At 69.6% G+C, this 16,878-nt stretch carries 19 protein-coding genes and 1 pseudogene; 9 read left to right on the top strand and 11 right to left on the bottom strand.

Annotated features, from left to right (window positions below; all coding sequences use genetic code 11):
- Positions 1 to 53 precede the first annotated feature (53 nt).
- The 3 genes from GGE06_RS25190 (at position 54) to GGE06_RS25180 (ending at position 3,686) form a co-directional block, all read left to right on the top strand.
- Positions 54 to 845 carry an SPDY domain-containing protein gene (locus GGE06_RS25190; protein ID WP_184931807.1) on the top strand — a complete coding sequence of 264 codons (792 nt, stop codon included), beginning with the start codon at positions 54 to 56 and terminating at the stop codon, positions 843 to 845.
- A 77-nt stretch (positions 846 to 922) separates the two neighbouring features.
- A complete protein-coding gene (locus GGE06_RS25185) occupies positions 923 to 2,593 on the top strand; it encodes an MSCRAMM family protein (RefSeq protein WP_312883287.1) in 1,671 nt (556 codons plus the stop codon).
- Between the two features lie 49 nt (positions 2,594 to 2,642).
- Positions 2,643 to 3,686 (top strand): MSCRAMM family protein, encoded by a 1,044-nt coding sequence (locus GGE06_RS25180; RefSeq protein ID WP_184931805.1) that lies wholly within the window; start codon positions 2,643 to 2,645, stop codon positions 3,684 to 3,686.
- Between the two features lie 220 nt (positions 3,687 to 3,906).
- Here the strand turns inward: GGE06_RS25180 and GGE06_RS25175 are convergent, their stop codons facing one another.
- The gene (locus GGE06_RS25175) at positions 3,907 to 4,293 is read right to left on the bottom strand and encodes a hypothetical protein (RefSeq protein ID WP_184931804.1); all 387 of its coding nucleotides are present in this window, start codon (positions 4,291 to 4,293) and stop codon (positions 3,907 to 3,909) included.
- A 270-nt stretch (positions 4,294 to 4,563) separates the two neighbouring features.
- Between GGE06_RS25175 and GGE06_RS25170 the strand changes: the two genes are divergently transcribed.
- Complete coding sequence (locus GGE06_RS25170) at positions 4,564 to 6,270, top strand: hypothetical protein (protein WP_184931803.1); 1,707 nt, start codon at positions 4,564 to 4,566, stop codon at positions 6,268 to 6,270.
- Between the two features lie 429 nt (positions 6,271 to 6,699).
- On the opposite strand, the gene GGE06_RS25165 is transcribed toward GGE06_RS25170, so the two are convergent.
- The 6 genes and pseudogenes from GGE06_RS25165 to GGE06_RS25145 all read right to left on the bottom strand — a co-directional run bounded on the left by GGE06_RS25165 (position 6,700) and on the right by GGE06_RS25145 (position 9,988).
- Positions 6,700 to 6,846 (bottom strand): hypothetical protein, encoded by a 147-nt coding sequence (locus tag GGE06_RS25165; RefSeq protein ID WP_184931802.1) that lies wholly within the window; start codon positions 6,844 to 6,846, stop codon positions 6,700 to 6,702.
- Positions 6,847 to 6,876: 30 nt separating this feature from the next.
- Positions 6,877 to 7,494, bottom strand: a complete 618-nt coding sequence (locus tag GGE06_RS25160) for a hypothetical protein (protein WP_184931801.1) — start codon at positions 7,492 to 7,494, stop codon at positions 6,877 to 6,879.
- A 141-nt stretch (positions 7,495 to 7,635) separates the two neighbouring features.
- Entirely contained in the window at positions 7,636 to 8,004 is a 369-nt protein-coding gene (locus GGE06_RS25155; protein ID WP_184931800.1) for a hypothetical protein, read from the bottom strand.
- A 64-nt stretch (positions 8,005 to 8,068) separates the two neighbouring features.
- Positions 8,069 to 8,791 (bottom strand): hypothetical protein, encoded by a 723-nt coding sequence (locus tag GGE06_RS25150; protein WP_184931799.1) that lies wholly within the window; start codon positions 8,789 to 8,791, stop codon positions 8,069 to 8,071.
- A 162-nt stretch (positions 8,792 to 8,953) separates the two neighbouring features.
- A pseudogene (locus GGE06_RS44260) lies at positions 8,954 to 9,106 on the bottom strand (zinc finger domain-containing protein); the annotation flags it as partial.
- Between the two features lie 141 nt (positions 9,107 to 9,247).
- On the bottom strand, positions 9,248 to 9,988 hold the full coding sequence (locus GGE06_RS25145; RefSeq protein ID WP_184931798.1) for a hypothetical protein: 741 nt from the start codon (positions 9,986 to 9,988) through the stop codon (positions 9,248 to 9,250).
- A 487-nt stretch (positions 9,989 to 10,475) separates the two neighbouring features.
- Between GGE06_RS25145 and GGE06_RS25140 the strand changes: the two genes are divergently transcribed.
- The 3 genes from GGE06_RS25140 to GGE06_RS25130 all read left to right on the top strand — a co-directional run bounded on the left by GGE06_RS25140 (position 10,476) and on the right by GGE06_RS25130 (position 12,041).
- Entirely contained in the window at positions 10,476 to 10,823 is a 348-nt protein-coding gene (locus GGE06_RS25140; RefSeq protein WP_184931952.1) for an SPDY domain-containing protein, read from the top strand.
- Between the two features lie 99 nt (positions 10,824 to 10,922).
- Positions 10,923 to 11,213, top strand: a complete 291-nt coding sequence (locus GGE06_RS25135) for a hypothetical protein (RefSeq protein ID WP_184931797.1) — start codon at positions 10,923 to 10,925, stop codon at positions 11,211 to 11,213.
- A 15-nt stretch (positions 11,214 to 11,228) separates the two neighbouring features.
- On the top strand, positions 11,229 to 12,041 hold the full coding sequence (locus GGE06_RS25130; RefSeq protein WP_184931796.1) for an SPDY domain-containing protein: 813 nt from the start codon (positions 11,229 to 11,231) through the stop codon (positions 12,039 to 12,041).
- A gap of 231 nt (positions 12,042 to 12,272) precedes the next feature.
- Here GGE06_RS25130 and GGE06_RS25125 read toward each other — a convergent pair whose 3' ends face one another.
- The 3 genes from GGE06_RS25125 to GGE06_RS25115 form a co-directional block, all read right to left on the bottom strand.
- On the bottom strand, positions 12,273 to 12,968 hold the full coding sequence (locus GGE06_RS25125; RefSeq protein ID WP_184931795.1) for a hypothetical protein: 696 nt from the start codon (positions 12,966 to 12,968) through the stop codon (positions 12,273 to 12,275).
- A 79-nt stretch (positions 12,969 to 13,047) separates the two neighbouring features.
- Positions 13,048 to 13,491: a hypothetical protein gene (locus GGE06_RS25120; RefSeq protein ID WP_184931794.1), complete on the bottom strand. Its 444-nt coding sequence runs from the start codon at positions 13,489 to 13,491 to the stop codon at positions 13,048 to 13,050.
- Positions 13,492 to 13,657: 166 nt separating this feature from the next.
- Positions 13,658 to 15,400 (bottom strand): relaxase/mobilization nuclease domain-containing protein, encoded by a 1,743-nt coding sequence (locus GGE06_RS25115; protein ID WP_184931793.1) that lies wholly within the window; start codon positions 15,398 to 15,400, stop codon positions 13,658 to 13,660.
- Here GGE06_RS25115 and GGE06_RS25110 point away from each other — a divergent pair.
- Positions 15,368 to 15,970, top strand: a complete 603-nt coding sequence (locus tag GGE06_RS25110; RefSeq protein WP_184931792.1) for a hypothetical protein — start codon at positions 15,368 to 15,370, stop codon at positions 15,968 to 15,970. The two genes, GGE06_RS25115 and GGE06_RS25110, sit on opposite strands and share 33 nt — an antisense overlap.
- Before the next feature lie 9 nt (positions 15,971 to 15,979).
- Here the strand turns inward: GGE06_RS25110 and GGE06_RS25105 are convergent, their stop codons facing one another.
- Complete coding sequence (locus tag GGE06_RS25105; RefSeq protein WP_312883286.1) at positions 15,980 to 16,405, bottom strand: plasmid mobilization protein; 426 nt, start codon at positions 16,403 to 16,405, stop codon at positions 15,980 to 15,982.
- 236 nt (positions 16,406 to 16,641) lie between these two features.
- On the opposite strand from GGE06_RS25105, the gene GGE06_RS43795 reads away from it, so the two are divergent.
- The gene (locus GGE06_RS43795; protein WP_184931790.1) at positions 16,642 to 16,824 is read left to right on the top strand and encodes a hypothetical protein; all 183 of its coding nucleotides are present in this window, start codon (positions 16,642 to 16,644) and stop codon (positions 16,822 to 16,824) included.
- The last annotated feature ends 54 nt before the right edge of the window (positions 16,825 to 16,878 follow it).

Genomic DNA, 16,878 nt, shown 5'->3' with positions numbered 1-16,878 from the left:
CGACTCTCTCCATCCCCGTGCCGAGGGCGCTCGGCCTCTCCAGGAGCCACTTCGTGTCGTCCGACCCGTTCCAGAATCTCGACCCCGCCCAGAGTGTGAAGGTCCTTCCGCGCCACCTGGCAGGACCCGGCCCAGCCAGTCCCCGTACCGCCTGGCCCTTCCCCTTCGACAAGGACTGGTCACTGCACCAGCCCGAAGAGGGAACAGCCTTCGCCACCAGCCCCTGCCTGCGGCTGTGGACGCACCTCGCCCTCGAACCCGACAAGCCCTGCAAGGGAACGTGGACCATCGCCGCCAACCGTGTCCCGTTCGGCCCGGTGGCCTGGCAGATCACCCTCGACGCCACCACACCGGTCGAGCTGCTGCACGATCTCCACACGGAACTGCTCGACCTCTACCTGGAAGACCGGCACAGCGACCGCGACTGGCTGTACGAGGACGAGACCGCGCCGTACGAGGCGTACGCGCCGCTGTTCGCCCGCGGCTGGAGCCACAGCGTCAAGACGGAGGGCACCCAGACCTTCCTGGCGCCGGACGGGCGCGGGGGCGTACTGCACCGCTACGCCACCACGGGATCTGACGGTCCGACCTGGCGGGCCTGGGGCGGATACCCGAGCGAACCTCACTGGCAGGCGCGCTTCTCATTCGGTACGCCCACCACGCTCGTCGCGGCCTTCACCGCCTCGCTGATCTCCACCGAGCCGGTCCACCGCACCGCCCAGGACGTCCCCTTCCACACCCGCCGTCACCTCTACGTTGCCGCACCAGCGCCAGCCAAGCAGACGACAGGCCCTCTGCCCGTCGCCCCGCCTCCCAAGGGCGTCGGCCTCGGCCGATCTCTCTGAATCCTCCCTCTCACTCGCACCAAGGAGCCTTTCTCGTGCATGCCCGTACCGTTAGCGGTGCCCTCCGAACCCTGGCCGTGGCCACCGCCGCTGGCGTGGCCGGCACCCTGGCCTGGACTCCCGCCCAGGCAGCCCCCGCTCCCATCTCCCTGGGCCCCGGCTACACGATCCCCGACTCCGAAGGCAACGCCGACGCCTCCCACATCGGCGCCTACGGCCCGCCCGGCCCGGCCGTCCACGGAGATGCCGAGACGTACTGCGCCGACCCTGAGCGCAAGGGCCCGGCCGACGCCGACGGCTACGGCGCCCCGCGGCCGGTGACGTCTTGGACGTCGTCGGTGACCGGCAAGGCCGTGCCCAAGGAGCGTCTCGCCCAGGCGGCGTACGTGATCGGGCGGTACGGGCAGACCCGCGACAACGCGCAGGCGGCAGCCGTCGATGCTGTCGTGTACGAGTACCTGGCTGGCGGCACATACGCCCTCGACGGCGCCCGCGGCAAGCAGCGCCTGGCCTACCCGGTCGTCTCACCCACCGCCCGCACCCTCGCCCAGGGCTACCTCGCCGAGGCCAAGCGGCTCGCTGGCCCCTACACCCTCACGATCACCCCCTCGGTGAAGACCACCGCCACCGGGACGAAGCTCACCGTCGCCGTGAAGGTCACCACGAGCGCGGGCGCCCCCGTGCCGAAGGTGAGCGTCGCGCTGGCCGAGGCCGGCTCCGGCACGGCTTCCGGCAAGGTCGTCACGGACAGCGCCGGCACCGCGAGCTGGTCGTTCACCGCGAAGACTGCGGGCACCGCCAGCGTCACCGCGAAGGCCGACGGCCTGCCCGCCACCGACCTGCAGGTCCTCACCCCGAAGAATCCTGCGGCCCAGCGCATGCTCCTCGCCGGCGGCACCACCAGCGCGACGGACGCGGCCACCGTCACGGTGGACGAGGCGACCGGCGGCGTCACCATCCGGAAGAAGGACCCCGAGGGCAGCCGCCTGGTCGGCGCCGCCTTCGAGCTCCTGGACAAGGACGGGAAGAAGGTCGCCGCGGGCAAGACCGACGAGCACGGTGTCGTCGCCTTCGACCAGCTCCGGGCCGGCACCTACCGCCTGCGCGAGACCTCCTCCGGCCGCCCTATCCACGACCTCGTGCCTGAGCAAACCATCACCATCACCGCCGGACGCACCGCGCAGGCCAACCCGATCGACCTGATCGACCCGTTCAAGAAGGCCGATCTGTCGGTGAAGAAGATCGACAAGAACACCGGTCGGGCGCTCGCGGGCGCGGTCATCGCCATCCGGGCCGACGAGAAGGACAAGACTGGCAAGCACATCCCCGGCAAGGTCGTCACCACGCTGACCACCGGCACGAACGGCACCGCCGAGACCGACCTCGACGTCACCCTCAAGGCCGGCACCCGCTACTGGGCCGCCGAGACCACCGCCCCCGACGGCTACCAGCTCGACACCACGCCCGTCGCGTTCACCGCGAAGCCCGGCGCCGACGTTACGGTCACCCTCGCCGACCAGCCTGTCCCGACCACCCCGCCGCCGACCCCGAGCACCACGCCGCCGGCCCCGCCCACGACGCCCCCGGTCCCGCCGAGCACGCCCCCGGCACCGCCGTCCGGCTCCCTCGCCCACACCGGCGCGGACACCACACCGTGGCTGATCGCCGGCGCGACCGCTCTGCTCGCCAGCGGCTCGGGCCTTTACCTGTTCAGCCGCCGCCGGCGCACGAGCGACACGGCCAGCTGATCGTCGAGCGCACCCTCCCCGTACCGACCGTCCGCCCGGAGTTCCCGCCATGAAGCACCACCAGATCCTGCCCGTGCTCGCCCTGACCACCGCAGCCGTGCTCGCCACGCCCGCTGCCGCCGTCGCCGCCCCGTCCCCCGAACCGACTCCCTCAGCGACGGCCGCCCACGCCGAGACACCGACCCCCGAGGCGGGCAGCGTCGAGATCACCAAGAAAGACCCCGCCGGGGACGTGCTCTCCGGCGCCGCGTTCCTGCTGCTCGACTCCGCCGGCCAGGAGGTCGGGGGCGGGAAGACGGACGCCCAGGGGAAGCTCACCTTCCCCGACCTCGCGCCGGGCGTCTACCGACTCAAGGAGACGGCCTCCGGCAGCCCGCTCCACGAGGTCGTGGCCGACCAGGACGTCATCGTCACACCGAGCGCGACCACCCGGCTGACCATCACCGACCCCTTCAAGGCCACCAAGGTCCTCCTGCAGGCCAAGGACAACAAGACCGGCAAGCTCCTGCCCGGCGCCACCGTGAACATCGGCTGTGGCGAAGCGACCCTGCTGACCCTCGCCACCGGGCCGAAGGGCACCACCACTGGTGAACTGCCGGTGACCAGCAAGAAGGCCGAGTGCTGGGTCAAGCAGGTCAAGGCACCCGCGGGCTACGACGTCTACAAGCCCTCGAAGAGCTTCTCCGTCACGCCTGGGGCGCCGGTGACCGTGACCGTCACCAACGCCAAGACCGCCATCCCGCCGAAGCCCACCCCCTCGGACAAGCCGACGCACAAGCCCGCCGGCACGCCGCCCGCTCCTACGGTCGAGCCGAGCAGCAGCCAGATCGGCGGACCGAAGACCACGCCGACGCGTGCAAAACCGTCGGAGGCCAACTTCTCGTCCGCCGCCTCATCGTCCAACGCATCCGCGGCCCCGGCCGATGGCTCCGCCCTGGCGGCCTCGGCAGGAGCCCTTGCCTACACTGGGGCCGACTCCAACGCCTGGCTCCTCGCGATCGGCGGGCTCCTGATTGCGGCTGGCGGCGGGGCCCTGATCGCGGTGCGACGGAAGAAGGCGGAGGACGAGGAGGAGACCCCGGCGACCAACTGATCGGGGGAACAGCCACGAGTTCCGCACCAGCAAGTCCGGCCTAGCAGTCCGCTCGCCCCAGCTCGGAGGCCCCGGGAACCACCACGGTTCCCGGGGCCTCCGGCACATCCGGGAGGCCGCGTCCGATGCGCTCCGCTAAGAACTCAGACGCTCATGACGGCCACCGGAGCGAGAGCACCAGCTGCCCAAACGAGTCGACTGGCGGACGGTTCGGTGCCAGTCACGGAGTGACAGACGCCGCAGACGACTCGTCCGCCTCCCAGGGCAGGACGACCTGCTGGGGCATCCGCGACAGCGTCTGCACCAGGTCGGAGCGATGCAAGGAGTGGCCGGACGCCAGGAGCAGCCGGACGTAGGCGTCCAGTACCCGAAGTAGTTCCTCCGGCACCCCGCGCGCGGCCGGAGCCTCCCAGACGCCGACGAGCACCCTATCCGCCCCCTCCCCGGTCACGCGGAAGAACGAGTGTCGGTCCCAAGAAGCCATGCGCTGCAGGGTGCCTCGGTCGCTCCGGCCGTTCCGGCCCATCAGGCGGTTGCCCGCCAGCTCCAAGGCCCGGACCACCGCCATCTCGGACACCGCGACCACTGCTGCCGTCGGCTGAGCCATGCTCTCCCCTAACTGTGCATTTCTCGCGCCCGGCCGCGGCTTCACGGCCCAGGGCGGGCGAAGTGCTGTAGCGCCGTGTGGATCTTCCCGAAGAAGGAGCACCGCACGTCTCTGGCAGTCTGCCAAGTAGTGGGCCACCTAAGAAAATACGAGGAAGTGCCGAGATTTCGGCCACTACGCTGTGCCCGGTGCCAGCTGGACCGTGATGCGGGCGTTTGCCGCCTCCCCCGGGTCGGGACGGCGTTCGGAGAGCCTCTCGGAGAGGGAGTCATGACCATGATCGACAGTGCGACGCTGGCCGCCTTCGACGCGGCGTCCCAGGGTTTCGTGTTCCACTTCGACATCTCCGACAAGCTGGGCGCCGCGTCGAAGGACGCCGCCGGAGGATTGGACGAAGAGCACGTTGAAGCGCTCCGTACTGGGTTCCTCTTCTTCCTGCGCGATGGCACCTTCGTCGGCCAGTACGTAGGGGGTGGGCCGCAGCCGTGGCCTCGTGAGTTGTCTCAGATCAGCAGCCGGACGATCGACATCTGGGCCGCGTACGCCGAAGTGGCCGAACACCCCGGTGCCCGTGGCCACCTTCACGACCTTCTGCACGTCGTCAGCTCCGGCCGTCCCAAGATCGAGCACCTTCGTGCGGCAGTGGATTCCTACGTCGAGTCGGCGGACTGGTTCGAGGCGGCCCCCCAGGTGTCGGGAGGCAGGCTCCTTGCGGCGCGCTCGCTAGTGCGCGCGTTCGAGCTCGCCCTCTCGGTCAACCTGCCTGCTGCCGCGGATATCGCCGCGACCATGGACGCCCGGGCCATGGCGGAGATGGACAGGGGTGACGAGGGCCCCGGGGTAGTGGGAACCCTGCTCAACTCGCTCGTGAAGAGGTCCAAGTGGCATGGCCACGCCTTGCCCATCGCGGAGCGGGCGGCCGAGCATTACCGGCGTGATCCACACGTCCGTGTCTCCTTCCTGCGTGACCTTGCGGCGGTCACCAAGGGCGACTCGGGCGGTGTCGAGCGCATTAACCGAGCCATCGCCTCCACCTACACCGACGCGGCCGAACGGCTCACCGGCATCGCAAAGTTGATGATGTTTACCGATGCCGCCGTACATGCCCGCGACAAGGGTCTCAGCGACCTGCACGCGGATATCCGTATGAAGCAACAGGCGTTGACCCGCGAGGACCTGGAGTTCCAGAAGGTACGCTTCGACACCGGTATGCCGGAGGAACTCCTCGATGCCGCTGGTGCGCACATCGGCGAGGCCAAGGACCTGGAGGACGCGCTGCGGCGCATCGCCGACTACCCGCCGCCTCCGCCGGCCGCATTGGCGACCGAGGGCGACGAACAGGGGTTGCAGCCCTCCTTTTTCCGTCTTGACACGGTCCGGATCAACACGGCCGGACCGGTGCTCGTCCACAACACGGGACGGCAGGACTCCCCAGGGCACGATCAGCGCGTCATCCACCTCGAACTGACCGGTGTCCTGATCAGATATCAGCTGGATGTGCTGTGGGAGCGCTTCGAGCCCAGCATCCGGGAGATGACGACCGCACTCACCAGCCCGGTCGTTCTTCCCGCCGAGCGCGCCAGACTGCTGGCCCGCGCCTTCCGGCTGTACTGGGAGTACGACGAGATCGCTTTGTTCGTCGCCGTACCCCTGGTTGAGGGCATCCTGCGCCGCTACCTCAAGCGGCACATTCCGGTGATCAACCTGGCTAAGGGAGAAGCCGCCGGCGGTGTCGGCCTGCTGGGCGGACTCTTGCGCTCCCTGGACGATAAGCCGGACCTGGCCGGAAGCTCATGGGCCGGGAGCTTCCTGTTGCTGCTCGCCGAACCGGATGCGGGGCCGAATGTCCGGAACACCATCGCGCACGATCTGTGGGAGTCGTTTCCCCCGCGCCACCAGACGGCGATGGTCCTGCTGGCCGCGTTGGTCTTCCTTCGCGCGGCGTCGGCCGGTTCGACCGGTGAGGCAGAAGGGTGAGGCCGCTTCGGTCAACTGGGACTCTGTGTAGAGCACGCTGAACTTCCAGGGTTTGTAGGGACGATGGCCGAGTGAGCTCGTAGGCGGAGTGGGTGCCGCCTTGTAGGGTCTCGTGGCTCGTGGCATGACGCAGCGTGCTGACCGGTAGGTTCTGGGGGCAGTTTCAGAGCACGTGTCGGCACTCTGTCTCAGATCCGCGGCACTTCCTCAGGCACGAGGCGGCAGCACCGTGTCGAGCACGGCCATAGGAGTCGACGACGTCTTCACCACCGGCTCCCAGTTCCACAACGTCGGCAAGTTCCTGAGGGAAACCGGCAAGGCGAAGGAATTACGAGGACTGGTCCTCGCTCGCGTTCCAGGCTGACGACTGCGGAGCCCGCCCCATGTGCCCGGGAGAGTACGGGGCGGGCTCCACTGTTGACCAGCGGATCACCGGGGCGGTTCGGGGGCAGTGGCGATCCACACGGCGGCGGCCTCGGCGAACTCCTTGCGGTACCGGCCCAAGTCTCCAAGGGCTTCGCCGTGCCGGTCCCGCAGGTGCCGGCGCGTCTCCCGCACGTGACTGCCTTCGATCATCCCCCGCACGTCCAGACCGGTCTTGGCCCGCTAGTGCTCGGCTTCGGCGCGGATGCTGCCCGAGTGGCGATCGTCACCGTCGACATCCACCGCCGCCCGGCCGTCGCGGTAGGCGGCGTGCTGATCGGCATACACGCTCATCACGAACGCGAGAGCGTCCTGCATGTCGGCGGTGTAGGGCTTGCCGGTGCGGTAGTCGATGGGGTCCACGCCACCCACGTCCTTCCGCAGCTCGGCCAGGTCGGCCGCTTCGTGCGCTGCGGCGGCCTCCAGCTCATCGAACAGCTTCTCCGCCGGGACCTGCGCCAGGGAGGAGCGGCTGTCCTGGGCGGCGCGCAGCGCCCGTACGCACTGGCGGGCCTGTTCCCGGACGGCCACCGTCGCCGCCTGGTTGCCGTAGGTCAGGACCACGATCCCGAGCTTCGCCGTCCGGGCAGCATCCACGGTCTTCTGGGTGGGCTTGCGACGGGCCTCGTCCACGGCCGCCAGGAAGGCGGTCACCGCGGCGGTACGCGGGCCGGTGTGGGCGGTGTGCAGCGCGGTCAACGCGGTGCGCTTCATCCCCGCCACCGCGACCCACACGGACGCGAAGGCGGTGATGAGCGCGGCGCCTATGGGCGCCATCTTGAACCAGTCATCGGGCGTCATACAGGCCAGCGTTCCCAGAACGGCGCCTGGCTGTGCGGGACTTGAGCCACTCCAGAGGGTTCCATGTCGTCACTGCTCGGGGCCGGTCTCCGGAAGCGCGGGTGCCGCATCGCACCGAAGGAGGCAGACCCACACGTGCCCCTAGTGCCCGAGGTAGGACCGCGGACGGGCTACCCCCTCGTCCCGCAACCGCCGTAACGCGTCGAGCTCCGCCTCCTGGCCCGCCGCGAACATCAGCGCCTCCCGGTCGAGAACCGCCATCGCGACATCGATGTCCGTCTCCACGACGGCCACCACCATCGAGGACGCCAGCATCACCAGCCCCTGCATCAGCGCCTCGGCGTTGACCACCTTCAGGGCCACGACGAGCAACTCGTCCGGGGCGCCGGCGAGGACGCACTCGTCACAGAGCTCGCCGTCGAGCCCGCACCGGCACAGTATCCGCCGCGTCTGCGCCCGGACGACCGCGACTTCCCAGTGCTTGCCCCGGTACAACATGTTCTGGCCCATGCGCTGACCAACGAGCAGCTCCGGCAGCGGGTATCCCTCCATGCAGCCCGAAATCAGTGGAACGTCACCACAGGTACGGGCCGGTATCAGCGCCGGGATCACGACCTTCGTATGCCGGCTTCGGACGGTGGCGCAGCGCTGCACGGGCGAGAGCGTCAGGACGTACATCGATCACGGCAACCCCGTCCAGTACGGGAACCGGTCCCTTGCCGTGCCGCACCCAGACCGGCAGAGCACCGGCATCGGCCGCGAACCGCAGTTTCCTCACCGCGTCCTGGTTCGGCTGCGAATCGATCTCGATGACGATGTCTGGTCGTTCAAGAGAACTGGACAGCAGCGCGACGTCAGAACGTCCGTAATTGCTGCTGCTCTCGGACGTCATAACGGGAATGGTGACCTCGCATCTGCCGTTCGGATAGTCGAGGTGGTCCTGGAGGGCCTCCAGCGCCGAGGTGAGCGCCCGAGTCATCCGGCGCGTGGGGTTCTCGCTCTGCGACCAGTACGAGCGTTCCCGGAAGTCGGCGATTCGATCCGGGGTGAGCCACTCCCGGACGCGACCGGCCACCTCCCGCAGGGCATTGGGATTTTGATGCCGGGGCGAAGATCGGGTGATCAGGTGGTGCCAGCCTCGCGCCCAGACCGCCCCCTGAACGGACACACCCCGGAGAAGGCCCCCGTCGATGATCCGCTGCTTCGCCCACGCAGGATTCCCCAGAAGAGCGGCTTCGAGCCGTAGCTCCTCCACGCGCCTGGCAACGGGGTCGGTCTCACCGAATACTCGCTCCATGGCGAGATGGTGGGCCACGATCCGGACGGCGTGCCTGCGCCAGGCCCCAGCGAACGCCGAGGGCACGTTCTGGGGCAGGTCGACGGGAGCGATCAGATCCGCCGCTTCACCGGCTGCATCCTCGGCGGCGGCGCGCAGTTGCTCGTGCTGCTCTCTCTGCGCCCTGAGTGCTGCCGCTCGGGCTTCGTCAGCGCGCGCCTTGTGGGGCCTGGCCGGTGTTCCACTGCGCGTACGACAGGCTTCCCTCTCCGTGGCCCGGCAGGAGGGGCAGGGAACGCCGCGAGGACTCGCATCTCCCGACGGATATCTGGTCATCCCGGCAGGCTAGATGCACACACTGACAGTGCCCCAGCCACTGGCGCACGGGAACGGAAGGCGCCCGCAGACCTCTCCGAGGAGCAGAAGCGCCTCTGCGTCAGGGCTCACACGTGCGGAAGGCCCTGACGCTGCCGGAGGTCAGCTCCGAGGGAAGCGCTCGAACACGTCGTACTCGGCGTCCCCGGGGCGCCACACGGCCTCGATCCGGTCGCCCGGGACGTCGGCCTCGTAGTCGATCAGGCAGCCGACGCTCTCCAGGCCCAGGTAGCTGCCCACGAAGGGGTAGATCAGCTCGGTGGTCAGGACCGCGACCTTCGAATCCGAGACGTCGAGCAGCGGCACGACGAGCGCCGGCTGCCCGAGCTTCTTGACGCGGTCGCTCGCCAAGTCCTCCCAGGCCCCGCTGCTGTACTGGGCCTCGCCGCCCCAGAGACTGAGCTGGTCCCCGACGATTCGGCGGTCATGCAGGGCCTGACGGTTCCCGACGACGCACACCTTTCCCAGGCGGTATTCCACGTAGGGGTCGGTCTCGAAGGCATCGGACTCGGTGAGGGTGCGGTGCTCCTTCTCGGTGATCACTTGGGAGGCGAGAGCTTTGTCCCGGCGGGCCTGGAGGAGCTGCGGGGTAAGGCGGAGCAGGCCACTGCTTCTGATGTCGTCCACCTCGTAGTCGAGGAGGCGCGTTGCGTGGAAGGTGCGCACCAGTCGGCCCGCGAGCAGTTCCCGCAGCCCGGGATCGAAGGCGCCGAGATCGCCGTCCTCGCGCAACTTGTCGTACGTCTTGATCCCTCGCACCAGATCGGCCGCGGTCTTCACCCAGGAAGTCAGCTCTGCTGGCCACTCGCCCGGCCGGTCTATTTCGATGATCTCCGCGCTCATGCGCGAACCCAACCACAGAGAATGGCCGTGCGGTAGGCAGGTACGTGACGTGAGGGCTAGTCGACGGACCAGGGCCGGAGGCCAGTCAGTTGTTGGTGTCGACGTTTGCGAGCCCTCCGGAGGGATGTGCATCTAACGATCGAGGGTCCGTCCGGTTCAGCCGCCAGCCACCATGCCACCGTTCCGAGTACTTGCCGAACGGCGGGTCACGGCGACGGTGAACGTGCCGCCTCCTGATGCCCATGTCGGGATGAGGGCTCGGGTGGGCCCAGGTGCACATATCAGCGCGGGGTCATATGTGGTCCGGGAATGCAGCTGCCACTGAGAATATGGCGCGGTCCTTGGGAGCCCACACGCCTAACGACGGCCTAGTTCGCTGGGGGCAGACAGGAAGGACCGCGGAAAGACTGGCCAACGCGGGCAGGGGCATGTCAACGTAGACGATCTCGCAAGAAACCCCAGGTCAAAGAGGTGATAGCCCGTGACCATGGCTTCCGTGAGCCCTGGATTCTCCACGAACGTAAAAGCACTTCGGCTTCGCGAGTGGCAACTCGGTCCCGGCCAGCCCACGCTCGTCATGGACCTGTTCTCCGCGGAGGACTTCCACCTCGTCGTGGACGACCGCGCGGACGTGCACGTCAGCTCGAAGGACGGCCGGTTCTACCTTGGCTGGTTCCCGCTCGGCCGCCCCGGCACCAACGGGGAGGGATGGAAGATCGCCGTCACCGGTACGGACAAGGTGCGCGGCTATTCTCTGTCGTTCGACACCGAGACGCCGGCCGAGATCGTGGCCGCCGCCGTGGCGCGCGTGCTGGAGACCTCGCGTCGTGTGTGACAGAGGAAGCGTCCCCCTGGAGCCCCTCGCTCCGAGGCGGCTGGCGGAACCGCCGGCCGGTTCCACCGCTCATCGCTTTCCTCACCCAGGAGGTACTTCATGACGTCCCCGGAGATGACCGTCGGCGACCTCGCCGACCTGTTGTCCCGCTGCGACCGTGATGCTCCGGTCCGCCAGGCCATGAACCCGTTTTTTCCGACGGCCCACCGGCTGGCGCAGGTCGTGCAGTCCGTGGATCAGACCGGCCAGACCGTCGTCTACCTCGCCGAGGGACGTGCCGAGAACACCCAGCTCGGTCACCTGCCCCCGGAGGTCGCCGTCGCCCTGACCTGGCAGGAACCCGTCCAGGCACCCTCACGCCGCCCTCGCCGCAGTGCCGGCGGCAAGTAGAACCGCATCGAGCCCTTGGAGGCGCCCCTGTACCCCGACTTTCCGCTCGTCCCGTCCACGCCGCACGGCGGACAGCCCGCGTTCTGGGTCGGCCCCCGGCACCTGGCCGGTGACGACAAGCGCCTCTATGACACCGTCGCCGACACGCTCTCCGGCCTGGGCTGGTCGAGCCTGACGATCGTCCGCGGTCGCGACGAGCCGGACGAGGACCGCCAGGTCCTGCGCAGCACCGTCCTGCACATCAGCCCTGACACCCTCCGGTGGGCCCAATGGTGTCTGCCGGACGAGCCGTTCTATCTGGGGGAGCTGCCGATCGCCTGGCAGATCTCCGCCCGTCCGGGCACGAGCAGTCCGCTCGCTGGGTGGTCGGCCTACTTCACCCCCGATGTACCTGGCGAGGCCGTGGCCGACTTCCTCGTCGCGCTCGACGCCCGGGACCAGCCCGTCGTGCCGTTCACCGGCCCGGAGGTGGTCCTCGACGCGGTCGCCGCACACGGCTGGCTCCGCGACATCGACCAGCCCGAGGCGGCAGGGACGGACCCGACCTTCACCTCGCACATCAGCCTCGGTGAGGTACCGCCCCTTATCCAGGACGGCGACCCGCGTGCGCTGACCACCAGCGCCGACGAGGCGGGACCGGCAGGGTGGCAGGCATGGGCCGAGCCCGCGCTCGGCGCACCGTGCCTGTGGGTGGCGTCGTTCGGCAGCAGCGTTCCGCACGACCTTGTCGCCGCCTTCGCCTCTTCCCTCAGTTCGACCGCACCGGTCCTGCGACGGGTCCTGCCCGAGGCCACCCAGGAGCGGCTCCTGCGCGCGCCGGCCATCTAACGCCTGGCGGCCCCTCTTGCCCGACGGATACAGCCCGGCCTCCCTATGGGAGAGCCGGGCTCCTTGCTGTTCGGGCCGGTACCCACCTGCACACGATGCTGCCCCGCGTCGTCGAGGCCGACGCAGCATGTTGGTGCCGGCCCAAGCGGCACGCACTGACGGTCCGGTGGACGCGCGGATGCCCCCGACCCGCCCAGGGGGGAGTCGGGGGCATCTGAGTATCGGGACCGGTCAGCTCGTCGCAGTGGCCTTGGCGAGGGCCTTGTCGAGGTGGCGGTCGACGAGGGCAGGCGAGCCGGAGACGATCAGTAGCAGACTGCCGTCGCGGATCGCGGTCTGCTTCACCACGGTGCTCCGCCCTCCGGTGGAGAACGTCAGGAGCTGGCTCCACCGCTCGTCGCCGAGCCCATGGGGTGCGGTCAGCTTCTGCGAGGCGATGTCGATCGGGGTTCCGCCCGCGACGACCTGATAGGTCGGGCGGCCGGTCATGGCGTCGAAGATCCGGCCGATGCCGTCGGACAGCTTGTTCGCGCTGTCGCTGTACAGCTCCTCGGAGATCTCGGAGGTGCTGTCGGCGTAGGTGAAGGTGGCCTTCGCCTTGCGGGGGAAGGTGAGCGTGCCGCCGGTGGCCGCTTCGCCGCCCAGCTCGTCCAGGGCGGGGCATCCGATGACGGTGACGTCGTCGTGCTGGTTGGGGCGTTCCGGCTTACGCGCGTAGCCGCTGCCGAGATCGCTCTCGTCGAGCAGGCGCGTCTTCAGGATGGCCGAAGACAGCGGGGCGGCGTTCCGGTCGGCCTGGGCCGGCTGCCCGGCGGGGGAGGAGGTGGTGGTGTCGGGCTTCGTGTCGGGGGCGCCGCTGGTGCAGGCGGGTACGGCGAGGAGGGCGGCGGTGATGCCGAGGGCGGTGGTGGCGACGCGAACGCGCATGACGGTACTGACCCCTTGGTGCTTGGAGACGGGTGGTCAGTGGGGGCCCGCGGGCCCGGTGGGGTTGTAGGGGTGGGGGTCAGTGGCCGAGGTGGCGCAGGCAGTCTTCGAACGTGGCGTGCGTCGCGTCCGCCGGCCCGGCGCTCCGGTTGTACCAGGCGGTGTCGAGGCGGGTCTCCTGCTGCTGGTGGCCGGCCCGGCAGCGCAGCCAGATCTCGTCGCGGGTGGAGAGGACGAGCCAGTCCCGGTACGCGCCGCACTCGGTGCAGGCGACCATCTCGCCGTCGAGGACGAGCGGCTGCCCCCAGGGCATCATGCGGCCGTCGAGCTGGTCGTGGCTGGGAACCCGCAGTTCCGGCGGAAGGAAGTCGTCCACCACGGCGACGGGCTCACCGCGCTCGGGCTCGTCCGACGGCTTTCCGATGCCCGGCGGGACCTGGTCCTGCAGCCGTGCCGACATCTCGAAGAATCGGCGCTGCGCCTCGCTGGGCTCCGACGCCCGGCGGCGTATCCGGTGGAACATTCTGACGTCCTCCTTTGCCTCGTCCTGCTCGCGTCATGATCGTGCCCCACGCCTCCGGGAGCTTCAATTCACGAAGTCCACAGTGGCCTTCGAGGAGGGCAGGACGGTGGCGGTGTCCCTGTTCCTGACGGTGCGCGGACACCGCACACGGTCCTGGCTGGAGGGCTTACCGGGTCTTTCCGGCGGCGCCCTCTCCGCCGCGCCGTCGGCCAGGCGCAGAGGGCCGGGCCGCCGCATTGCGGGGCGTGGGCAGGCCGTCTGTTGTGCCGTACGCGGGCAGTTCCGAGGCGTCGGCGGGTAGGTCGGCCATCCTTCGCACCCGCCACACCAGCACGTCGCTGACCGACTCCGCGGTGTCGAGTTCGCGGCGCTCGACCGCGTCGGACAACAGGGCGGCGGGGTCGTGGCCGGCAGCTTCGGCGTCCGCGATGGTGGCGGCCAAGGCGTACCACCCGGGCTCGGCGAGGATCTGCTCGGCCAGTCCGGGCAGCGCCTCGCGCAGCACCACGGTCTGGCGCTGGAGCAGGGGTCGGTTCAGGTGCCGGCCGCGCTGGTAGAGCGCGCCCAGGGGGTGGGCAGCGGCCTCCTGGTAGGCGGAGCGCAGGTGCTCGGCGGCCTGGCGGGCGGCGGCGGCCTGCTGCGCGTGGCCCTTCTTCGCGTGCCAGTGCGCGGCGGCGGTGATCAGGAAGAACAGCATGTCGATCGCCATTGCGGTGCTCGCGCCGTCCTCACCGCGGCCGAGGGCCAGGCCGCCGTGGACCAGGTCGCGGGCGGCTTGACGCAGGGCCCGGTCGTGTCCGTGTACGGCGCGGACGTGGGAGCGAGAGGCCCGTTCGAAGGCCGTTGCGGCGTCGCGCAGTTCGCGGCGGGTGTGGGCGGCGGACGTCTTCGCGAGGGCGTCGAGGATCTCGCCGGCCGCGGCGATGTGGGCGGCGGCGTCCGCGTCGTCGCCGTGCTCGACGACGAGCACGGCTTTCCAGGCTGCCGATGCCGTCCTGCGGCGGGCAGTGGCCGGGGCGTTCGCTCCCGTACGGACTGCGGCTTCCTGCCGGAGGCCCGGATTGTTCGGGGCGTCACCGGACCAGCGCTCCCGGATGCGGGGCAGCGAGAGGTCGGGGGCGAGGCGCGCGCCGGGGTAGAACACCGGCTCATCGTCCCGGTTCCGGTCGTCGGGCAAGGCGACCTTGTATCCGAGGAGGTCGCCGGAGGGCGCGGCGCGTTTGCGGATCAGCAGGCCGGCGCCGGCGAGCCGGTCGAAGAACTCCTCCTCGCTCCTCGCGCCGGCCACCGCACGCCGCACCGTCTCGCGCAGTTCCTCACGAGCCGTGCGTTCGCGGCCCTGACGGGCGGCCTTGTGGCGCTCGGCGCTGGTGGGGCGCTTCGCGGCTGTTCCGTCCCCCTTGTTGAGCCGGTGCAGGCCCAGTTCCACTTCGAGGGCGCGGGCCTGCGCCTGGACGCGGGCGGCGTCGTTGTCGAGGTCCGGCTTGTAGCCGTCCTCGCGGACCAGGGTGGCAACGATGTGGATGTGGTCATCAGCGTGCCGGACCGCTGCCCATCGGCAGCCCGCACCCGTCCTCGGATCGTCGATGCCGGCAGCGGCGACCATACGACGGGCTATGTCACCCCACTCCTCGTCGGTCAGGATGCGGTCCTCGGCACCGTTGCGCACGGACAGATGCCACACGTGCTTCTTCGGACGCTGGGTCTGGTCGATGTTCTCGACGGGCTGGTCGAGGAGCTGCTGGAGCTGCTGGAGAGTCGCGGTGGAGTCGCGGCCGGGGTCGGGAGCGTTGTGGTCCCAGGAAGCGACCAGGTGCGGGTCGGTGTGCTCCTCGAACTTGCCAGGCCCGTATAGGTAGTAGAGGAGCCCGATGGTGTGCTGCCCACGCTTCTGGATCCGGGGGATCATGCTGTTGCCTTTGACTGGTTGATCAACTGGGATGGCCGCGGGGAAGACGGCGTTCCATGCGCCGAGGACGGGAAGTCTCGACGCATGAGCTGGATACCGCCTCTCGCCGCACTGCTCGGAGTCCTGCTCGGAGCGGTCGCCACGGCGCTAGCGGATCGTCGGCGATGGCGACGTGAGGCGGTCGCGCGGCTGCTGGAACTGCGTACGACGCTGTACGCCGAGTATCTGGTCGCGATGGAGGAAACGGGAAGGGACCTCCTGCGCGTGCTGCGAACCACCGCGGTCGAGGAACGGGAAGCGGCGGCCGAGGCCGCGTTTGCCGCCTTCAACCTTGGTGCTGCGCGACAGCGGATACACGTCTTGGCCCCGCTCGACGTGGTTCGGGCGGCTGACGAGATCTTCCGGGGGCTGCGACGTGCGTGCGACTACGTGGCGGCTGCGGACCCAGGTGACATCGCAGGTCTTCTCGCGATAAAGAACGAGGTCGGAGTGGTACGCGACCGGTTCCAGGAAGCCGTGCGGCGCGATGTCCGCAGCCTGCTGGCCGGCAGCGCCTCGTGGTCGGCATGAGCTGCTCGATCAGTCCTGTTCGAGCATCCGGTCGGTGACCGCCTGCACGCGAGCGACTGCCCGCTGCACAGCCGACACGACCGCGTCGAGTTCCGCCGGCTGCCCGCCGCTGTTGATGGCGCGGGCGACCTGGTTCAAGTTGTTGCCGACTTGCCCGAGATGACGGCGGGCGGCGAACAGCTCGGCTATCAGATCTCGGTGGCCCGCGATGACGGCAGCGGTGTTCTCGGCGTCCTCGGCCGCAGCGAGCCCGGCCCGCACGAGGTAGGCGGGCAGGCTCTTGCGGGAAGCACGTGCCGCGGTGGTCAGACGGGTCCACTCGTCATCGCTGAGACGGACGTTGCAGATGCGGGCGCGCTTGTTCTTCTGGGGGGAGCGCTTACGAGCGAGGGGGCTCGCAGCGGCGCTCGTGCGGCTTCGTGGCGGCTCCTTCACCCCTGGCTGCGATCCGCCCTCGGTCGCCGCCTGACGGTCCAGCGCCCCCCGGTGCTGGACCGCTCCCGCCACCCCGGGGGCGGGAGATGGCCAAGCTGCCTTGCCCAACGGGGAAGAGTAGCTTGGCCGATAACTTGCTCGCCCCGAGACCGGGTTGTGGTCGAGAGCAGGTTCCGGGGTGGTGCCATTCTGTGCCGAGTGCGTCATCGGGATTCGGGCCTTGTGGAACGGATGCGGTGCTGGATGGCGGCGGCCAGTTCGAGGACGTCGGCCGGTCCCGCAAGGACGCGGACAGGGCCGTCGGGACGGCCCTGGACGAGCCACTGGCCGGCGGGTGCGAGAACAGCGGCGTGTACGTGCCGTCGGCGGACCAGGACGTCCGCCCAGGCGCCGGCCTCGGCGACCGTGGGCTCGGATGACCGAGGAGAAGGCGGAATCACGGCGTACCTCCGTAAGCGGGGCGGTGGCCCGGC

Source organism: Streptomyces nymphaeiformis (assembly GCF_014203895.1).
GTDB classification, from domain to species: domain Bacteria; phylum Actinomycetota; class Actinomycetes; order Streptomycetales; family Streptomycetaceae; genus Streptomyces; species Streptomyces nymphaeiformis.
Note: the sequence above shows the minus strand (reverse complement) of the source record. Positions and strands in the feature narration are given on the sequence as shown.